We start from the raw sequence: 18,208 nt of genomic DNA on the forward strand, positions 1-18,208 counted from the left end.
CGAGTGTACCCGAGGCGGGCCTCGGACCTCGACAAAGAGAGGCCTCGGACCGACGACGAACGCGTGAAGCCGGGACTCTCCGCCTCGCGGCCCGAGGGCCGAGGCGTGAGGCCCGGGCCCGAGCCCTTCTCACGGCGCGAGCTCGGCGCCGAACGCGTCCATGCCGCGCGGCGAGTACGTCGCGTCGCCGAGCATCACCGTGCTCCAGAACGAGGCGCCGACGAAGAGCTCGTGGTTCGCGCCGTAGAAGGCGGCCAGCGGCGACGACACGGACCAGCAGGTCTTCTCGTCCGTCGGCAGGCTTCGCCGCCACAGCGCCGAGCCGTCGAGGTTCAGCGCCTGCAGCACGAGCTCGCCGCACCCGCTGCCCTGCCCGACCACGGCGAGCCGCCCCGTCGGATCGACCGCCAGCGTCGGCGCGCCGAGCGCCTCGACGCCCTGCGCCCACCTCGGGCTCCCGTCCGCCTCGAACGCGTACAGGACGAACGTGCCGCTCCGCACCGTCGACCCGCCGAAGGAGACGTCGCCGGTGCGCAGCGCCAGCACGACCACGGTCGACTTCGCGGTCGCCCCGATGCCGAAGACGTACCCGCCGCCCGGCAGCGGCTCCCGCCACGAGACGTCGCCGGTCGCGCCGAGCCGCTGCAGCACGAACCCTTCCCCCGTCGAGCCGGCAACGAGCGCGTCGCCGGACGGCGTGAGCGTGGCAGCGAAACCGACGTCGCGCCGGACACCGGTGTCCACGCGGAACAGGCGGGTGCCGTCCCACCGGAGCTTGTCGAGCTGCAGGGCCGTGGAAGGCGGGGCCCACGCGACGAGCGCGTCGCCCGCGTCGTCCGTCGCGACGGAGTACGCCACCGCGCCGGGGTAGGTCTGCTGCCACAGGAACCCGCCGTCCGGGTCGAGCTTGACGACCGCGCCGCTCGTGATCGCGCCGCCCCCGAGGTCGGCGTCGATCGCGTTCGTGCAGTCGGAACGGTCGCAGGCCGGCCGGGCGAGGACGAGGACGTTCCCGAGCGGCGTCACCGCCATCGTGAACGGGCCCGACCACGGAAGCGACGCCCGGAACGGCCACGTCCTCGACCACGCCTCGCTCCCGTCGGGCCTGCGCGCGTCGATCCGGAGCGTGTGCGTGTTCCCCGTCTCGTCCGGCGTCACGGACAGGAGGAGGCGATCCCCCGCGTCGTCACCCCCGGCGGCCCACGCCTGGTCCGGCCCCGGGCTCGAGACCGCGAAGGACCACCGCACGTTCCCGGGCGGCGGCGGCGGCGTCGGCGGGGCCGCGCACACGTTGGCGGTGCCACCCGCGCCACACTGCTGGCCCTGCGGGCACGTCCCGCAGTCGAGCTCGCGCCCGCACCCGTCGGAGATCTTCCCGCAGTTCTTCTTCTGCGCGGCGCACGTGGTCGGCGTGCACGCGGCGGGCCCGCAGACGTTGGCCGTGCCGGCGCCGCCGCAGGTCTGGCCCGCGGGGCACGTCCCGCAGTGCAGGGTCCCGCCGCAGCCGTCGCCGACGTCCCCGCAGTTCTTCGCGAGCGACTGGCACGTCGACGGGACACACGCGGGCCTCCCGCAGACGTTCTCAACGCCGCCGCCGCCGCAGGTCTCGCCCTGGGGGCACGCCCCGCAGTCGAGCACGTGCCCGCACCCGTCGGACACCGGCCCGCAGTCCTTCCCCAGGCCCTCGCACGTCGTCGGGACGCAGGTCGCCGGCCCGCACACGTTGGGCTGGCCGCCGCCGCACGCCTCGCCCTGCGCGCAGGTCCCGCACGCGAGCGTGCCGCCGCAGCCGTCCGGGAGCTCTCCACAGGTCGCGCCGGCGGCCGCGCACGTCGTCGGCGTGCAGGCCGGGGCGGCGGCGTGGGAGCCCCCGCACGCGACGACGACGACGAGCGCGGCGAGCGCGCCGGCACACACGACACGTGACATGTAAGCCCCCACCACCCGCGCTCGCGGCAGGCTGCACCGGGTGACCCACCGTGAATGTCCGGCCGCGCGCACGCGCGGGTGAGTCCCCGGTCAGGGTAGGCCGGGACGCGGGGGCGGCGAGCGCGCGGGGAGGCGGGCGCGCGAGGGACGACGGCCCGGCCGCTAGGCGAGGTGCATGAACAGGAGCTCGGGCTGCTCCAGGGACCGGATCACCTCGTACGCGAACGCCGCCGCCTCGTGCCCGTCGACGACCCGGTGGTCGCTCGTCACCGAGACGTGCATGACGTCCCGCACGACGACCTGGCCGTCGCGCACGACGGGCGTCGGCCGGATCCGGTGCAGGCCCAGGATGCCGACCTCGGGGTGATTCAGCACGGGCGTCGCGAAGAGCCCGCCGAGCGCGCCGAGGCTCGTGATCGTGAAGGTCGAGCGGCCCATGTCCTCGGGCCGGGACCGCCCGGCCTTCGCGTCCGCGGCGAGCCGCTCGATCTCGCGCGCGACGTCGAGGAGCGACAGCCGGTCGGCGCCGCGGACCACCGGGACCACCAGCCCGGCGTCGGTGGCGGACGCGATGCCGATGTCGTATCGGCGCTTCAGCACGAGCTCCTGCCGCTCCTCGTCGAGCGCGGCGTTGAGGTTCGGGTGCTTCCGGAGCGCGGCGACGACCGCCTTCACCACGAACGGGAGGAACGTGACCTTCACGCCCTCCTCGCGCGCCGCCGCGGCGATCCGGTCCTTCACGCGCACGAGCTCGGACACGTCCGCCTGCTCGACGAACGTGAAGTGCGCCGCGGTCCGCTTGGACCGCGCCATGTTCTCGGCGATGCGCTTGCGGAGGCCGCGGAGCGGGATCCGCTCCTCCTCTCCCCCGTCCGGCGCTGCGGGGAGCGCGGACGAACGCGGCGCGGCCCCGGGCGGGGGCGCCACGGCGGCCCCGCGCGCCGCGACCGCGGCGGCCCGCTGCGCCTGCACGGACGCGTCGAGCGGGTGCGGCTGGCCGTTTCGACCGCTCCGGTAGCGCGCGAGGTCGTCCTTCGTGACCCGCCCGCCCGGCCCCGTCCCCGCGACGCCGTTCACGTCGACGCCGAGCTCGCGCGCCAGCGCCCGGACCGCGGGCGTGGCGAGCGCCTTCTGCGCGGCGGTGCGCTCGGGCTCGCCGCCGCGCCGCTCCGGCTCGACGATGCCGGTGTGCGGCGCCGAGGTGACGGCGGCGCTGTCGGCCGCCGCCGCGACCGCCGCACGCACGGGCGAGTCCGGCGCCGGCCGCGGCGCGCCCTCGTCCAGCTCCATCTCGACGAGCGGCTCGTGCACCTTCGCGACGTCGCCGATCTTCCAGAAGAGCTTCACGATCCGGCCGCGCCTGGGCGACGGGATGACCACGGTCGCCTTGTCGGTCATCACCTCGACGAGCGGCTGGTCCTCGCTGACCACCTCGCCGGGCTGGACGAACCACTGCTGGACCTCGGCCTCGACCACACCCTCGCCGATGTCGGGGAGCTCGAGCTTGTACGCCACGGGGGACCTCCCCACGTCAGTAGGAGACGACCTCCCGGATCGCCTGCAGGATCCGGGGCGCGCGCGGCAGGTACTCGTTCTCGAGCGTGTACGGGAACGGCGTGTCGAAGCCGGTCACGCGCTTGATCGGCGCCTCGAGGTGCAGGAAGCACCGCTCCTGGATCAGCGCCGTGAGCTCCGCGCCGAAGCCGCAGGTCCGCGGGGCCTCGTGCACGACGATGGCGCGGCCCGTCTTCGAGACCGACGCGACCAGGGCGTCCACGTCGAGCGGCTGAAGCGACCGGAGGTCCAGGACCTCGCAGTCGTACCCCTCCGCCGCCGCCTCCCGCGCCGCCTGGTCGGCCTCGTGCCACATCGCGCCCCAGGCGACGATCGTCGCCTGCGTGCCGGCCCGCGTGACGCGCGCCTTCCCGAGCGGCTCGGCGTAGTCGCCCTCCGGCACGTCGCCCTTCGCGGCGCGGTAGACGCGCTTCGGCTCGAAGAAGAGCACCGGGTCGGGATCCCGGATCGCCGAGAGCAGGAGGCCCTTCGCGTCGAACGGGTTGGAGGGCACGACGACCTTGAGCCCCGCGGTGTGGACGAAGTGCGCCTCGGGCGACTGCGAATGATAGTGGCCGCCCTTGATGCCGCCGCCGTACGGCGCCCGGATGACCAGCGGGCACGCGTACTGCCCGCCGGAGCGGTAGCGGTACTTGGCGACCTCGTTCACGAGCTGGTCGAACGCGGGGAAGATGAAGTCCGCGAACTGGATCTCCGGGACGGGCTTCAGCCCGTAGAGCGCCATACCCACCGCGGTGCCGACGATCCCGCCCTCCGCGAGCGGCGTGTCGATCACCCGGTCCGCACCGAACTCGTCGTAGAGGCCCTGCGTCGCGCGGAACACGCCGCCGAACTTCCCGACGTCCTCGCCCATCACCACGACGTCCGGATCCTTGCGCATGGCGATGCGCAGCGCGTCGTTGACTGCTTGGATGATGTTCATCGTCGGCATGACCGCTCCCCGGTCAGGCGTCGGAGTGGCGCGGGTTCGCGACCCGCGGGTCGGCGGCCACGGCCGCCTCGAGCTCCCGGAGCTGCTCGCGCTGCTGCCAGAGGGGCTCCTCGTACACGTCCGCGAAGAGCGTCTCGAGGGGCGGCTTCGGCGGGAACGCCTCCGCGTCCTTCAGCGCGCGCTGGATCTCCTCGCGCACCTCGTCGCGGATCCGCGCGTCGCCGGCGTCGTCCAGCGCGCCGCGGAGCGAGAGGAATCGGCGCATGCGCAGGATCGGGTCCTTCTTCTTCCACGGCTCGACCAGCGCCGCGGGCCGGTACGCGCGCGGATCGTCCGAGGTCGAGTGGCCCTCGACGCGGTAGGTGACGCACTCGAGCAGCGTCGGGCCCTGCCCCGCCGCCGCGCGCGCCCGGGCCCGGAGCGTCGCGCCCAGCACCGCGAGGAGGTCGTTCCCGTCCACCCGCTCGCCGTGCATCCCGTAGGCGATGGCCTTCTGCGCGATGGTCTCGGAGGCGGTCTGTCGCTCGCGCGGGACGCTGATCGCCCAGCCGTTGTTCCGGCAGACGAAGATGACCGGGATCTTCCGGACCGCGGCGAAGTTGAGGCCGGTGTGGAAGTCGTGCGCGCTCGTCGCGCCCTCGCCGAAGTACGTGAGCGCGACCATGTCGTCGCCCTTGAGGCGCGCGGCCCAGGCGGCGCCCACCGCGTGCGTGATCTCGGTCGCGATGGGCGAGCTGATGGAGGCGAAACGCCCCGGCCGCCACGCCTCGTGGCAGGGCATCTGCCGGCCCTTCATCGCGTCGCCGGCGTTACCGAAGAGATCGCAGAGGAACGTGACGAGCGGCATGCCGCGAAGGAGCGCCGCCCCGTGCTCGCGGTAGCACGGGAAGATCCAGTCGCGCGCGTCGACGCCCGCCGCCGCGCCGAGGACGGTCGCCTCCTCCCCGATCGACCCGATGTAGAAGCCGATCCGCCCCTGCCGCTGGAGCGTGATCATCCGCTCGTCGAGCGAGCGGTTCAGCACCATCCAGCGGTACAGGTGGAGGAGCTCCGCGTCCGCGAGCGGGACCTCGGAGGGCTCCGCCGTGCCGTCCTCCTGGATGACGGTCTGGAGCGGGAACTCGCGGAGGAAGAAGCCCGGCTGGTCGACGTCCGCCGGGTGACGCCGCCTGGTCGCGGGACCCACCTCGTGCTCTCGACGCATGTCAGGCTCCCCTCGCTAGCGGACGGCGGCGGACCTCGCCTCGATCTCGCCCCGGAGGAACAGCTCGGCGGCGCGGTAGGACGAGCGGACCAGCGGCCCGCTCGCGACGTAACGGAACCCCAGGGCGAGCCCCTGCTCCCGGTACGCGGCGAACCGCTCCGGGGTGACCCACTCGACGACCGGCAGGTGCCACGCGCTCGGGCGCAGGTACTGGCCGAGCGTGAGGATCTCGACGCCGTTCGCGCGGAGGTCCTTCATCGTCTCGACCACCTCCGCCTCGCGCTCGCCGAGCCCGACCATGATCGAGGACTTCGTGACGATGGCCGGGAACTCGCGCTTCATCCGGGCGAGCACGTCGAGCGTCTGGTCGTACCCCGCCTTCGCGTCCCGCACGACCGGCGTGAGCCGGCGGACGGTCTCGATGTTGTTCGCGAACACGTCCGGCGCCGCGCGCCCGACCGTGCGGATCGCCTCCGCGTCGCCGCGGAAGTCCGGCGTGAGCACCTCGACGAGCAGGCGCGGGATCGCCTTGAGGCGCCGGATCGCGTCGGCGAAGTGGCCGGCGCCGCCGTCGGGCAGGTCGTCCCGGTCGACGCTCGTCACGACGATGTAGTCGAGGCCGAGCTCCGCGATGGCCTCGGCGAGGTGGCGCGGCTCGTCCGGATCGAGCGGAGGCGGCTGCGCCGCGGTCTTCACGTTGCAGAACCGGCAGCCGCGCGTGCAGACGTCGCCCATGAGCATGACGGTGGCGGTGCCGCCACCCCAGCACTCCGCGACGTTGGGGCAGTGCGCCTCGGCGCAGACCGTGTGCAGCCGCAGGCCGCGCAGCGTGTCCTTCACCTTCTGGTAGCGCTCCCCGCCGGGCACGTTCACCCGAAGCCAGCCGGGCTTCCGCGCCTCCATCGGGATTCCGCGCTCGCGCATCGTGGCGGCGAGCTCGCGGCGGCTCGTCGGCGCGGCATCGCCGAGGATCGGCAGGCTGGTTCGAGGGGTGTCGGACATTGTTGGCCGCCGCCGATGTAGCGACGCGGGTGAGGCGGGTCAAGACGCGGCGCTCGTTCGCCCGTGCGCCTCACCTTACCCTACACACTGGGGAGTCCTGGCGCATGGAGCTCCGCGACGCGAGTCTCCCCCTCTTGGGGCGGAAACGCGCCAGCGACTAGACTGCCCGCCATGCCGGAGCTGCCCGCCCAGGACGCCACCCCGATCCTCGTCGTCGACGACGACGCGGCCGTCCGCGACGTCATCTCCGTGCTGCTCGGCGAGGACGGGTACGCGGTCACCGCGGTCTCCAGCGCGGACGCGGCCCTGGACGCGCTGCGTTCGACGCGCTTTCCCCTCGTGATCAGCGACGTCCGCATGCCGGGCCACGACGGGTTCTGGCTGCTCGACCGGATCCGCGAGGCCAGCGCGGACACCGCCGTCATCATGCTCACCGCCTACGGCGACACCGAGGCCGCGGTCGAGTGCCTCCGGAACGGCGCCGCCGACTACCTGCTGAAGCCGCCGAAGGTCACGGACCTCATCCGGGCCATCGAGCGAGCGCTCGGCCGCCGCTCGCTCGCGCTCGCGCGCGTGCGCTACCAGGAAGGCCTCGAGCAGCGCGTCCGGGAGAAGACCTCGGAGCTCTCGCGGGCGCTGCGCGACCTCGAGAGCACGTACTCGCAGACGCTCTGGACGCTGGTCGCGGCCCTCGACGCGCGGGAGCACGAGACGAGCGACCACTCCCAGCGGGTCGTCCGCTACACGCTCGCGGTGGCGCGCCGCCTCGGCGTCCCCGAGCGCGAGTGGGCCGACGTCGGCCGCGGCGCCCTGCTCCACGACATCGGCAAGATCGGCGTCCCGGACGCCATCCTGCTCAAGCCCGGGGCGCTCACGCCCGACGAGTGGGTGGAGATGCGGAAGCACCCTCGGACCGGGTCGAACATCCTCCGGACCGTGGACTTCCTCGCCGGGCCCGCGGAGATGGTGCTGTGCCACCAGGAGCGCTTCGACGGCGGCGGCTACCCGCGCAACCTCGCGGGCGAGGCCATCCCGCTCCCGGCGCGCATCTTCGCCGTCGCGGACACGTACGACGCGATGACGAGCGACCGGCCCTACCGGCGCGCGCTCGGGGTCGACGCCGCCCGCGCCGAGATCGCCCGCTGCGCGGGGACCCAGTTCGACCCCAGGTGCGCGGACGCGTTCCTCTCGATCGGCGAGGACGAGCTCGCCCGCCTCGCGCGGCCGGCGCCGCCCGGCGCGATGGCCGCGCTGTTCCCGGCGCGCTGAGGGCCCGCGGGGCGGCGTGGCGTTCGTGGACCGCTCCGGGATATAAAGCGGCCCCGTGCCCGAGAGCCTGCCCGATCCCGCCGCGCCACCGGCGCCGCTCGTCGACGGCCAGGGTCGGCGGATCGTCTACCTGCGGCTCTCGCTGACGGACCGCTGCAACTTCCGGTGCAGCTACTGCTCGCCCGCGTCCGCCGAGACCCACGAGGACCCGCTCGAGCGCACGGAGGTGGCGCGCCTCGCCGCCATCTTCGGCGCGCTGGGCATCCGGCGCGTGCGGCTCACCGGCGGCGAGCCGACGCTGCGGAAGGATCTCCTCGACGTCGTCCGCGACGTCTCCTCCGCGCCGGGCATCGACGAGATCGCGCTCACGACGAACGGACACCTCCTCGCGACGCTCGCGCGGCCGCTCCGCGAGGCGGGCGTCACCCGGCTCAACGTCTCGCTCGACACGCTCCACCCCGACAAGCTCCGCCGGATCGCCGGCCGGGCCGCGACGCTCGACCGGATCGTCGCGGGCATCGAGGCTGCGTACGCCGCGGGGTTCGCGTCGGTGAAGCTGAACGTCGTCGTCGTGAAGGGCGAGAACGACGACGAGCTGGGGGACCTCGCGCGCTTCGCGTGGCGCTTCGGCGCGACGGCGCGCTTCATCGAGCTCATGCCGTTCGGGCCCGGGGCGCCCGTGCCCACCGCGGAGGTGAAGCGGCTCCTCGAGGCGCAGGGGATCCGCCTCGAGCCGGACGCGACGCGCGGCTGGGGCCCCGCGTATCACATGCGCGGCGCATCGTCGGCCGGCGGCCGGCCGGTGACCGGCCTCGTCGGGTTCATCGGCGCGATGACGGAGAACTTCTGCGAGTCGTGCAACCGGGTCCGCGTCGGCGCGGACGGCTCGCTGCGGGCGTGCCTCGGCGGGCGCGAGCGGCTCGGCCTGAAGGAGCTGCTCCGCGGCGGCGCGAGCGACGCGGACGTCGCGGCCGCGATCCGCGCGGCGCTGCTCGGCAAGGGCGCCCGCCACGATCTCGAGCACGCGCGCGGGAAGCTCCTGCCGATGATCGGCACCGGCGGGTAGAGCTAGGCCTGAAGCTCGAAGCGCAGCGCCGGCGTCCGCACCGTGCGCGTTCCCCGGGCGCGCGCGGGATCGGGCTCGTCGCGGAGGAAGAACGTCGCCTCGAGCGACCGCTCCGCGAGGTCGTAGACGCCGTGCCAGAGCGTCCGATCGCAGCCGGCGGGTCCCACGAACGCGCGCTCCGCGACGGCGCCGAGCGCCTCGGCGCGCCACGGCGCCAGGGCCTCCGCGAGCGCGGCGCGGAGCAGCCTGTACCGTGCGTACGTGCCGACCGGCCCGGCGGCGCGGGGGAGCGCCTCGTCCGCCGGGTAGCGGTGGAGCGGGTGGTTCGTGAGGACGAGCGGCTCCGCCCGCGCCTCGACGAGGTGGACGCGGTTTCGCCCCGGCCCGACCTCGAAGACGAACGCGTCGCCGTGCCGGTCCGCGACCAGCCAGTGCGCCGGGACGGCGGCGTAGTGGTGCTTCGCCGAGAGGAGCAGCTCGCGCGCCTCCTGCGCGGTCGCGCAGGAGTCGAGGAGGACGCGCCCGATCTGCAGCTCGTCGAGCCCGATTCCGGCGGGATCGGGCTCCGCCGCCGGAGACTCCACGTCGGAAGCGGCGACGACGCAGAGCCCCTCGGCGTTCACGCCGTCGAGCGCCGCGCCGAGGAGGTCGAACGCGACGAGGGCGAGCGCTGCGTGGCCCTCGTCGGGATGCGTCTCGAGGACGTACGGGCGCGACGCGGCGGGTGCCACGCCGGGCGGCGCGCGGCCCGCCACCGGCGCGGCGAAGTCGAAGGCGCGCGAGACGAGCGGGTGGCCGACGGCCGTCGCGCGGGGCGGCAGGAAGATCGCCGAGCAGCCGGCGGTGGGCGGCGGCGCGCCGAGACGCGAGAGATCCAGGCCGTCCGCGCCGACGTCCACGCGGAACGCGTCGGCGACGCCGCGCATCCGCTCGAAGAGCACCGGCGCGTTCCGGCGGAGCCACTCGCGCTGGACGCGGGCGCGCAGCGGATCGATCGCGGGCGCGGGCGCGAGGTGGTAGCGCGCGCGCGCCACGTCGCCGAGGTGACGGCCGATGGCGCGGTTCGAGCCGTGCAGGACGAGGTGGTGAACGACGATCGCGTCCCCGTCCTCGCCCGCCACGATGCGTTCCTCGACGCGCAGCGCCATGCCGAGACTCTCCCGGTGAGGGGGAAGATCTCGATCCGCACGGCGAGGTGCGGGAGGACCGGCGCGGGGCGGGGCCGCACGGGGGACCCCGACGTTCACCCGCGGCGCAGTGCGCTACGCCGCGGCGGCGCGCGGGCGGATGTTCGCCCGGATCCACTCGATGATCGCCTGGGTGGGCGAGCCGGGGAGGAACACCTCGGCGGTGCCCTTCTCCTTCAGGCGCGGAACGTCGTCCTGCGGGATGATCCCGCCGCCGAAGACGACGATGTCCGAGGCGCCCTTCTCCTTCAGCAGCTCGACGACCGCCGGGAAGAGGGTCATGTGCGCGCCCGACATGATCGAGAGTCCGATGGCGTCCACGTCCTCCTGGACCGCCGCCGCGACGATCATCTCGGGCGTCTGGTGCAGGCCGGTGTAGATGACCTCGAACCCGGCGTCACGCAGCGCGCGCGCGATGATCTTGGCGCCGCGATCGTGGCCGTCGAGACCGGGCTTCGCGACGAGGATGCGGAGGGGGCGCTCTTTGGCGGGCGTCATCTCGGTTTCTCCAGGAGGGCGATCAGATCCGGCGCTTCGGGACCCAGGTCCGGGCGCGGCGTCCGGCCCGCGTCCGTCGTACTCGTCAGCTCCACGAGGCGGAGGCCCGCGCGCTCCGACAGCGGCCTCCACTCGGAGGGCCTGTAGTACCTCAACTCCGCGGTGCCCGCCAGCACCGTGCCGGAGGTCCGGACCAGCCGTCGGCTGCACCGATCGACGCCGGTCGCGGGATCGAACGCCGAGACCTCCTCGACGGTGGAGCCGTCCGGAAGCGTGCGACGCGCTGCGTCGCGCGGCTCGAGCGCGAGCCGGAGCGGGTTCGCGTGGTGCACGAGCGCGCGCCCACCCGGGCGGAGCGTGCGCGCGAGGTCGGCGAGGCAGGCCTCGTTCGTCGCGTCGTCGAACATGAACAGCGACGCGTACCAGGAGAACGCCGCGTCGATGCTTCCGGCCCGGAGCGGGAGCGCGCGGACGTCCGCGCGGACGAAGAGCGGGCGCCGGGGAGGCGGGCGCGAGGTCGCGCTCGCCCGCGCGAGGTAGGCCCGGCTCCGCTCGAGCCCGAACACCCTCCCCGCCCGCGCCGAGAGCGGCCACGCGTGCCGCCCGTGCCCGCACGCGAGATCGAGGACCCGATCCGCCGGTCCGACGCCCAGCAGCCCCGCGATCACCTCCGCCTCGAGCGCCGACAGGCGCGGCGTGAGCAGATCCGCGATCGAGTCGAGGTAGAGGTCGCCGTAGTAGTCGTCCGTCCAGTGAGCGGGCACGCCCGGACTCTAGCCCACCGGGCGCCTCCTGCCCGCCAGCGGTCGAGCCCTTGCCCCTCGAGGTCCTCTCGCCGGCCGGCCAGCCGCCGGCGCCCTAGAACCGCCCGTCCTCGCGGTAGACGCCGTGCACCTTCCGGAGGACGTCGGAGATCTCCCCCAGCGTCGCGTAGGCCTTCACCGCCTCGATGACGGGCGGCACGAGGTTCGCCCCGTCGCGCGCCGCGCGCTCGACGCCCGCGAGCGTCTCCGCGACGCGCGCGCCGCTCCGGCGCGTCTTCGTCGCCCGGAGCCGCTCGATCTGCTCGCGCGCGACGGTCTCGTCGATCTTGAGGATCGGGATGGGCTCGTCGCCCTCCGTCCGGAACGCGTTCACCCCGACCACGGTCCGCTCGCCGCTCTCGATCTCCCGCTGCCACCGGTAGGCGCTCTCCGCGATCTCGCGCTGCGGGAAGCCCTCCTCCACGGCGCGGAGCATCCCGCCCATCGCGTCGATCTTGCGGATGTACTCGAGCGCGCGCCGCTCCATCTCGTCGGTGAGGTACTCGACGTAGTAGCTGCCGCCGAGCGGATCGATCACCCGGTCCGCCCCGGACTCGTACGCGATGAGCTGCTGCGTCCGGAGGGCGATCGTGACCGCCTCCTCGGTGGGGAGCGCGTAGGTCTCGTCGAGCGAGTTGGTGTGGAGCGACTGCGTCCCGCCGAGCACCGCCGCGAACGCCTGCAGCGTCGTCCGGATCACGTTGTTGTACGGCTGCTGCGCCGTGAGCGACACGCCCGCCGTCTGCGCGTGGGTCCGCAGCAGCAGCGACTCCTTCCGCTTCGCCCCGAACCGCTCCTTCATCGTACGGGCCCAGATCCGGCGCGCGGCGCGGAACTTCGCGACCTCCTCGAAGAAGTCGTTGTGCACGTCCCAGAAGAACGAGAGCCGCTGCGCGAAGTCGTCGACCGCGAGGCCGCGCTCGACGCACTCCTGCACGTACTCGATGCCGTCCGCGAGGGTGAACGCGAGCTCCTGGACCGCCGTCGCCCCCGCCTCGCGGATGTGGTACCCGGAGATCGACACCGGGTTCCAGCGCGGCATCTCCTTCGCGCAGAAGGCGATCATGTCGCAGACGATCTTCACCGCGGGCGCCGGCGGGATCATCCACTCCTTCTGCGCGATGTACTCCTTCAGCATGTCGGCCTGGATCGTCCCGCCGAGCTTGGCGCGCGGCACGCCCTGCTTCTCCGCGACGGCGACGTACATCGCGAGGGCGATGACCGCCGTCGCGTTGATCGTCATCGAGGTGGTGACGTCGCCGAGGGGGATCCCCTCGAAGAGGATCTCGAAGTCCTCGAGCGTGGAGATCGCGACGCCCTCCTTCCCGACCTCGCCGCGGCTCATCGGGTGGTCCGCGTCGTAGCCCATGAGCGCAGGCATGTCGAAGGCCGTCGAGAGCCCGGTCATGCCGTGCTGGAGCAGGTACTTGAAGCGCGCGTTCGTGTCCTTCGGCGTCCCGAAGCCCGCGAACTGGCGCATCGTCCAGAGCCGGCCCCGGTACATGGTCGGCTGCGGGCCGCGCGTGAACGGATACCGGCCGGGCCAGCCCACGTCGCGCAGGTAGTCGTGCTCGCGCACGCTCGCCGGATCGAGGACGTCGGGGATCGGGATGCCCGAGTCCGTCTGGAACGCGGGCTTGCGCCGGGGGAGCCTCGCGAGCGCATCCGCGAGCTCCTCCCGCGTCCACGCGTCGCGCCCCGCGAGCACCTGGGCGATCTCCTCGCGGCCGTAGAGCGCGGTGTCGGCGTGGTCCGGCGCGGCGGGCGTCTCGCCGCGCGGCGCGCCGTGCTGCGGGTTCAGGTCCTTCGCGACCTTCGAGCCCATGCGCTGCCCCCTTCGCTGGTCTCCGAAATCTAGCCGATCGGGACGGGTGCGACAGGGGGCCTTGGGGGGCAGCCGGCCGTTCAGTACTGTCCGTACACGTAGACGGCCGGCATCACGCCGAAGCCGGCGAGGTCGCGCTGCCGGAACAGGACCTCGGCCGACCCGAAGGTCTGGACGAGGTTCAGCTCCGCGCCGACGAAGAGGTGCTTGTACCCGACCGCCCCGCCGAACACCGCCGAGAGCTGGTGCACGTTCCCGCTCGAATCCGTGCCGAGGAGCGCCTTCTGCATCTCCCCGCCGTCGAACACGATGGGCAGGTCGGGGATCACCTGGAGCTTCCAGTGGGTGAGGACGTACCTGCCGCCGACGTACGCGTGGACCATCTGGCTCCACTGCCGGCCGGCGACGAAGGTGGCCTGCCAGTCCTGGAGGCTCGCGTCGCCCTGGAAGACGTTCTCGATCACGTCGCCGAGCGTCCCGAGCGACCGCTGCCCGTAGCCGGCGAGCACCGTGCCCGCCCAGCCGTCCGCGGCGGGGTCGACCGGACCGAAGACCTGGAAGCCGGCGTCGATCGCGCGCGAGTCCGGCCCCCAGTGCAGGCCGACGTCGAAGCCGTCCGCGAGCCCGTAGCGACCGGAGATCTCGGTGTGGCTCGAGATGGGCGCGAGCACCGCGAAGCGGAACGCGGCGTCCACGACCGGCTCGACGTCCGCCTGCGACCAGCACTGGCCCGATCCGCCGGGGCACGTGGACGATCGCGAGCGGAGCGTCTGCGCGGCGTCTCGACCGTCCTTCACGACGTTCGCGGCCTGCGTGCTGAGCTGGTATCCCGAGCCGGCGCCGAAGCGGACGGAGCCCTTCGGCGTCGTCCGGCCGGTCTGGCCCACGAAGGAAGGAGCGGCGCAGCCGGAGGCGAGCAGTGCGAGGGAGGCAGCGAAGAGAACGCGCATCCCGTAAGGGTACCAGAACGTTCGGTCCGCTCCCGCCCGAACCTCGCGTCTCCGCGATCGCGTCGCGCGCGCCGCCCTTGACGGTCGCGGACCGAGCCTCTATAAACCCGCGTTCTCAAGCCGGTTCGGTGAGGTAGCTCAGTCGGCTAGAGCGAGGGTCTCATAATCCCTAGGTCGGGAGTTCGATTCTCCCCCTCACCACTTGAAGGCCGCCGCGAGGCGGCCTTTCTTGTTTTCGGGGGCGTCGGGGGCGGAGCCCCCGACTTAGATACGGCGAAGCCGGCGGCCCGCTCGCGCCAGCGAGCGACAGGCGCCGAAGGCGCCGCCGCCGGTCTCATGATCCCTAGGTCGGGAGTTCGATTCTCCCCCTCACCACTCGAAGGCCGCCGCGAGGCGGCCGCGTGGCACCCCTGCTGCATTCCGCTCCCCTCGCCATCCGGAACCGGCGGCGCTGCGCGGACTTGCGGCGTGGCGTCTTCGCGCCGGCGCCGGGTGGCCACGCCGGCCACGTGGCCGGCGGGACACGGAACGCGCGGGAGGCGCGATGTACGACCTCATCGTGGTGGGCGCAGGACCGGCCGGCGCGACGCTCGCGCGGCTCGCGGGGGCACGGCTCCGCACGCTGCTCGTCGATCGTCGGACCGGCGCGTGCGAGCTCGGGCCGCGCGGCGCGAAGTGCTGCGGCGGGCTCCTCGCGCCGGACGCGCAGCGCGCGCTCGCGGCGCTCGGGCTCGGCCTGCCGGGCGACGCGCTCGTCGGGCCGCAGCTCTTCGCCGTCCGCGCGATCGACGTCGCGAGCGGGCGCGAGCGCCACTACCCGCGCTCGTACCTGAACGTCGACCGGGGCCGCTTCGACGCCTGGCTCCGCGCGCTCGTGCCGCCGGAGGTGGAGGTCCGGATGGGCGTTCGCGCGGTGGCGCTGCGCGACGAGGGCACCGCGATCGCGGTCGAGCTCTGGGGGCCGCGTGGTCCGTGCGTGGAGCGCGCCCGACTCGTCGTCGGCGCCGACGGCGCCGGGTCGCGCGTACGTCGGCTCGCGTTCCCGCGCACGCCCGAGCCCACGACCTACGTCGCGATCCAGGAGTGGTTCGAGGCACGGAGCGCGGACCCCTGCTACACGGCGCTCTTCGACGCCGCGGCGACCGACTTCTATGGCTGGGCGATCCCGAAGGCCGACCGGCTCGTCATCGGCGCCGCGCTCCCGCAGGGCGGCGACGCGCCGGCGCGGTTCGCGCGCATCGTCGCCGCGCTCGAAGGCGCCGGGGTCCGGCACGGACGCACCCTCGGACGCGAAGGGACGCTCCTCCACCGGCCCGCGCCGGCCGAGCTCCTCTGCGGCGGCGGGCGCGTCGCGCTCGCCGGCGAGGCCGCCGGGTTCGTGAGCCCGAGCAGCGCGGAGGGGGTGAGCTTCGCCCTCCGCAGCGCGGCCGCGCTCGCCGAGGCGCTCGAGCCCGGCCTCGACGGCTGGTTCGCGCGTTACCGCGCGCGCACGGCGGGGCTCCGGCGCGCGATCCGCTGGAAGAGCTGGAAGTCCCCAGCGCTGTACGTGCCCCTCGTCCGGCGCGCCATCCTCGCGAGCGGCGTCGGCGCGATGGCGGTCGGCGAGTCGCCCCGCGCGACCCCGGCCCGGCTCGCGGCGCTCGCCCGCGCGCCACGGTGAGCGCTCGTCGCGTGGCGCCCGCTGTTCTCCCGGCGTCGCCGCGCCGTGTCAGACCGAGGTGCTATCGCACCCTCCACGCTGACCCACCCTCACTCCCGGGCGGCCGTTTTCTTGACCCCGGGTTTGCGCATGGTACGAGGGTCGGGCTGGCCGGCGATATCGGAGGATTTCGCGATGCGGAAGACCGTCCCCTCCCTCTCGACGCGGACCGAGGAGTTCGCACCGCGGGAGCTTCCGCTCGAGGCGCCGAAGACGCCGCAGCTGCCGCTGCCCCGGCCGGAGAACCGGACGGCGGACCGCATCAAGGACGCCTTGCTCCGCTGGCTCGAGGAGGAGATGTGACGAATCTCGACCTGCCCTTCGGCGACCCGCAGGCGTCCGAGCTGGACGCCTTCCTGCGCGAGATCGACGACGCGCTCGACGCCTGCTTCCTGTCGGAGATGGACGTCGCCTTCGCTCGCGCCGCCGAGACGCGCGACGAGGCGCCGCCACCCGACGCGATCGCGCTCTAGCCCTCGGCGCGGTACTGCGTCTCCTCCGCCTCGAGCCCCGCGCCGACCTCGGCCGGCGCGGAGAAGACCCGCCCGAGCTGGATGTGGCGCGAGAAGAGGAAGAAGACGCCGATCGCCGTCTGGAAGCCGAGCTGCGCGGCCCAGAGCACGTTCGCGTAGGCGACGCCGTGCGTGGCGACGATCGCCTTCGGCGCGAACAGGCCGAGCCCGAGCACCACCGCGCCCTGGAACGTGCCGACCATCCCGGGGCCCGCCGGGATCATGACGCCGACCACCAGCACGCCTAGGAGCGTGCACGCCGCCGTCGCGTCGAGGTGGAAGCCGAAGCCACGGGCGAGCACGACCATGCCCCACGCGTTCACGCCCCAGTACGCGGCGGTGAGCGCGAAGAAGAGCGCGACCTTCCCGCGCGAGGGCACGAGCCGCAGCCCGTGGATGAAGGCGTCGAGCATCCCCCCGGCGCGCGCGGCGATCCGGGGGGAGACCGGCGCGAGGAGGCGCGTCACCAGGGCGACCGCGCGCGTCCGGTTCCGGTATGCGAGGACGAGGAACGCGAGCACCACCGCGAAGGCGAGCGAGACGACGACGCCGCCCGCGCGCAGCACCCGGATGCCGGGCGTGCCGTCCGGCACGAACAGGAGCGACACGACGAGGAGCAGGCCGGTGAAGAGCCCGTCCGCGACCCGCTCGACCACCACCGACGAGAGCGCCGCCGAGACGCGGATCCGCGGCCGCTCCGCGACGAGGTACGGGCGCGCGAACTCGCCGAGACGGAACGGGAGGATCACGAGCGCCATGAACCCGACCGCGGACACCGCGTTGAGGCGGCTCCACGGCACCTTCGCGACCGGCTCGAGCAGGATGCCCCAGCGCACCGTGCGCGAGACATGGATGGCGACCAGGAACGGCACGTACAGCCAGAGGTAGCGGTAGTCGGCGTCGCGCATCGCGCCGAGCACCGCGCCGAGATCCTTGCCGCGGAGCGTGAGCCAGAGCGCCACGGCGGAGATGGCGAGCCCCACGACCGCCTGGACGATCCGCTTCACGCGACCTCCTCCCCCGCGAGGATGCGGCGGGGGTTGCCCGCGCACAGGCGCTCGAGGGTGGCCTTTCCCGCCCGCTTCTCGATCGCGGCGAGCCCGTCCTCGAGCCAGCGCCGCGCGTTCTGCGGCGCGTGCAGGTCCGTCGCGGCCACCGCGTAGAGCTCATCTCCGAGGAATCGCTCGGCGAGCTTCCGCGCGCCCTTCCCGTACGCGCCGGCCAGTGCGCCGAGGTTGAGCTGGAGCGCGCCCCCGAGCCGCACGACCTCCTCGGCCCGGCCGATGCGCTCGAATTCCACGCACCGCTCGGGATGCGCGAACAGCGGCGCCACACCCTTGCGGCGGAGCCGGAAGACCAGGTCCGCGAGCGCGGGGACGCCGGTCTGGAAAGGCGCCTCGACCAGCACCCACCGCTGCGACGAGCCGATGCCGCGGCGGCCGGGCACTTCCGTGCGCGCGAGGAACGCCTCGTCGAGCCGGTTCTCGGCGTTCGCGTGGAGCGCGAGCGCGATCCCCTCGCGCGCGAGCAGCGACTCCACGTCCGCGCGGCGGGCGTCGCACACGGCCGCGTCGCCGCTCGGCAGCTCCGGCACGGCGTGCGGGCTCGGCGCCGCCTCGTCGTAGCCGAGGGCGACGAGCAGCCGCGCCGCCTCGAGCGTCTCGCCAGGCGTTTCGCAGCCGTCGTCGATGCCGTACAGCAGGTGGTTGTGCAGGTCGACGAAGCCCATGGGAACGGCCCGCGGTCAATACCACACCG

The 18,208-nt window shown here is 73.9% G+C and carries 17 protein-coding genes and 1 tRNA gene; 6 read left to right on the top strand and 12 right to left on the bottom strand.

What is annotated here, in order from left to right; all coding sequences use genetic code 11:
- Positions 1-129: 129 nt before the first annotated feature.
- The 5 genes from AMOR_RS28555 to lipA all read right to left on the bottom strand — a co-directional run bounded on the left by AMOR_RS28555 (position 130) and on the right by lipA (position 6,641).
- Positions 130-1,929, bottom strand: coding sequence for a PQQ-like beta-propeller repeat protein (locus AMOR_RS28555; protein WP_248357158.1), 1,800 nt, complete (start codon positions 1,927-1,929; stop codon positions 130-132).
- A gap of 162 nt (positions 1,930-2,091) precedes the next feature.
- Positions 2,092-3,444 carry a dihydrolipoamide acetyltransferase family protein gene (locus AMOR_RS28560; protein WP_248357159.1) on the bottom strand — a complete coding sequence of 451 codons (1,353 nt, stop codon included), beginning with the start codon at positions 3,442-3,444 and terminating at the stop codon, positions 2,092-2,094.
- Positions 3,445-3,460: 16 nt separating this feature from the next.
- Complete coding sequence (locus tag AMOR_RS28565; RefSeq protein WP_248357160.1) at positions 3,461-4,435, bottom strand: alpha-ketoacid dehydrogenase subunit beta; 975 nt, start codon at positions 4,433-4,435, stop codon at positions 3,461-3,463.
- 13 nt (positions 4,436-4,448) lie between these two features.
- The gene (locus AMOR_RS28570; RefSeq protein WP_248357161.1) at positions 4,449-5,639 is read right to left on the bottom strand and encodes a thiamine pyrophosphate-dependent dehydrogenase E1 component subunit alpha; all 1,191 of its coding nucleotides are present in this window, start codon (positions 5,637-5,639) and stop codon (positions 4,449-4,451) included.
- A 15-nt stretch (positions 5,640-5,654) separates the two neighbouring features.
- Positions 5,655-6,641, bottom strand: a complete 987-nt coding sequence (lipA, locus tag AMOR_RS28575; RefSeq protein WP_248357162.1) for a lipoyl synthase — start codon at positions 6,639-6,641, stop codon at positions 5,655-5,657.
- A 171-nt stretch (positions 6,642-6,812) separates the two neighbouring features.
- Here lipA and AMOR_RS28580 point away from each other — a divergent pair, with 171 nt between their 5' ends.
- Both AMOR_RS28580 and moaA read left to right on the top strand, forming a co-directional pair.
- Positions 6,813-7,910: an HD domain-containing phosphohydrolase gene (locus AMOR_RS28580; protein ID WP_248357163.1), complete on the top strand. Its 1,098-nt coding sequence runs from the start codon at positions 6,813-6,815 to the stop codon at positions 7,908-7,910.
- 55 nt (positions 7,911-7,965) lie between these two features.
- Entirely contained in the window at positions 7,966-8,976 is a 1,011-nt protein-coding gene (moaA, locus tag AMOR_RS28585) for a GTP 3',8-cyclase MoaA (RefSeq protein ID WP_248357164.1), read from the top strand.
- A gap of 2 nt (positions 8,977-8,978) precedes the next feature.
- Here moaA and AMOR_RS28590 read toward each other — a convergent pair whose 3' ends face one another.
- The 5 genes from AMOR_RS28590 to AMOR_RS28610 all read right to left on the bottom strand — a co-directional run bounded on the left by AMOR_RS28590 (position 8,979) and on the right by AMOR_RS28610 (position 14,239).
- Entirely contained in the window at positions 8,979-10,124 is a 1,146-nt protein-coding gene (locus AMOR_RS28590) for a C45 family autoproteolytic acyltransferase/hydolase (RefSeq protein ID WP_248357165.1), read from the bottom strand.
- Positions 10,125-10,238: 114 nt separating this feature from the next.
- The gene (locus AMOR_RS28595) at positions 10,239-10,661 is read right to left on the bottom strand and encodes a cobalamin B12-binding domain-containing protein (protein ID WP_248357166.1); all 423 of its coding nucleotides are present in this window, start codon (positions 10,659-10,661) and stop codon (positions 10,239-10,241) included.
- Positions 10,658-11,425, bottom strand: coding sequence for a class I SAM-dependent methyltransferase (locus tag AMOR_RS28600; RefSeq protein ID WP_248357167.1), 768 nt, complete (start codon positions 11,423-11,425; stop codon positions 10,658-10,660). Before AMOR_RS28600 ends, AMOR_RS28595 begins: the two co-directional genes overlap by 4 nt.
- Positions 11,426-11,519: 94 nt before the next feature.
- Positions 11,520-13,289, bottom strand: a complete 1,770-nt coding sequence (locus AMOR_RS28605) for an acyl-CoA mutase large subunit family protein (protein WP_248357168.1) — start codon at positions 13,287-13,289, stop codon at positions 11,520-11,522.
- Between the two features lie 80 nt (positions 13,290-13,369).
- Positions 13,370-14,239 (bottom strand): hypothetical protein, encoded by an 870-nt coding sequence (locus tag AMOR_RS28610; protein WP_248357169.1) that lies wholly within the window; start codon positions 14,237-14,239, stop codon positions 13,370-13,372.
- Between the two features lie 127 nt (positions 14,240-14,366).
- Between AMOR_RS28610 and AMOR_RS28615 the strand changes: the two genes are divergently transcribed.
- The 4 genes from AMOR_RS28615 to AMOR_RS28630 all read left to right on the top strand — a co-directional run bounded on the left by AMOR_RS28615 (position 14,367) and on the right by AMOR_RS28630 (position 16,411).
- A tRNA-Met gene (locus AMOR_RS28615) sits at positions 14,367-14,440 on the top strand.
- Positions 14,441-14,783: 343 nt separating this feature from the next.
- Positions 14,784-15,899 (top strand): FAD-binding protein, encoded by a 1,116-nt coding sequence (locus tag AMOR_RS28620; protein WP_248357170.1) that lies wholly within the window; start codon positions 14,784-14,786, stop codon positions 15,897-15,899.
- Between the two features lie 174 nt (positions 15,900-16,073).
- Complete coding sequence (locus tag AMOR_RS28625) at positions 16,074-16,241, top strand: hypothetical protein (protein WP_248357171.1); 168 nt, start codon at positions 16,074-16,076, stop codon at positions 16,239-16,241.
- Positions 16,238-16,411 (top strand): hypothetical protein, encoded by a 174-nt coding sequence (locus AMOR_RS28630; protein WP_248357172.1) that lies wholly within the window; start codon positions 16,238-16,240, stop codon positions 16,409-16,411. The genes AMOR_RS28625 and AMOR_RS28630 overlap by 4 nt, the downstream gene beginning before the upstream one ends.
- Here AMOR_RS28630 and AMOR_RS28635 read toward each other — a convergent pair.
- Positions 16,408-17,457 carry a lysylphosphatidylglycerol synthase transmembrane domain-containing protein gene (locus AMOR_RS28635; RefSeq protein WP_248357173.1) on the bottom strand — a complete coding sequence of 350 codons (1,050 nt, stop codon included), beginning with the start codon at positions 17,455-17,457 and terminating at the stop codon, positions 16,408-16,410. The two genes, AMOR_RS28630 and AMOR_RS28635, sit on opposite strands and share 4 nt — an antisense overlap.
- Entirely contained in the window at positions 17,454-18,179 is a 726-nt protein-coding gene (locus tag AMOR_RS28640; protein WP_248357174.1) for a tyrosine-protein phosphatase, read from the bottom strand. Before AMOR_RS28640 ends, AMOR_RS28635 begins: the two co-directional genes overlap by 4 nt.
- Positions 18,180-18,208: the final 29 nt, after the last annotated feature.

Source organism: Anaeromyxobacter oryzae (assembly GCF_023169945.1).
Lineage (GTDB): Bacteria > Myxococcota > Myxococcia > Myxococcales > Anaeromyxobacteraceae > Anaeromyxobacter > Anaeromyxobacter oryzae.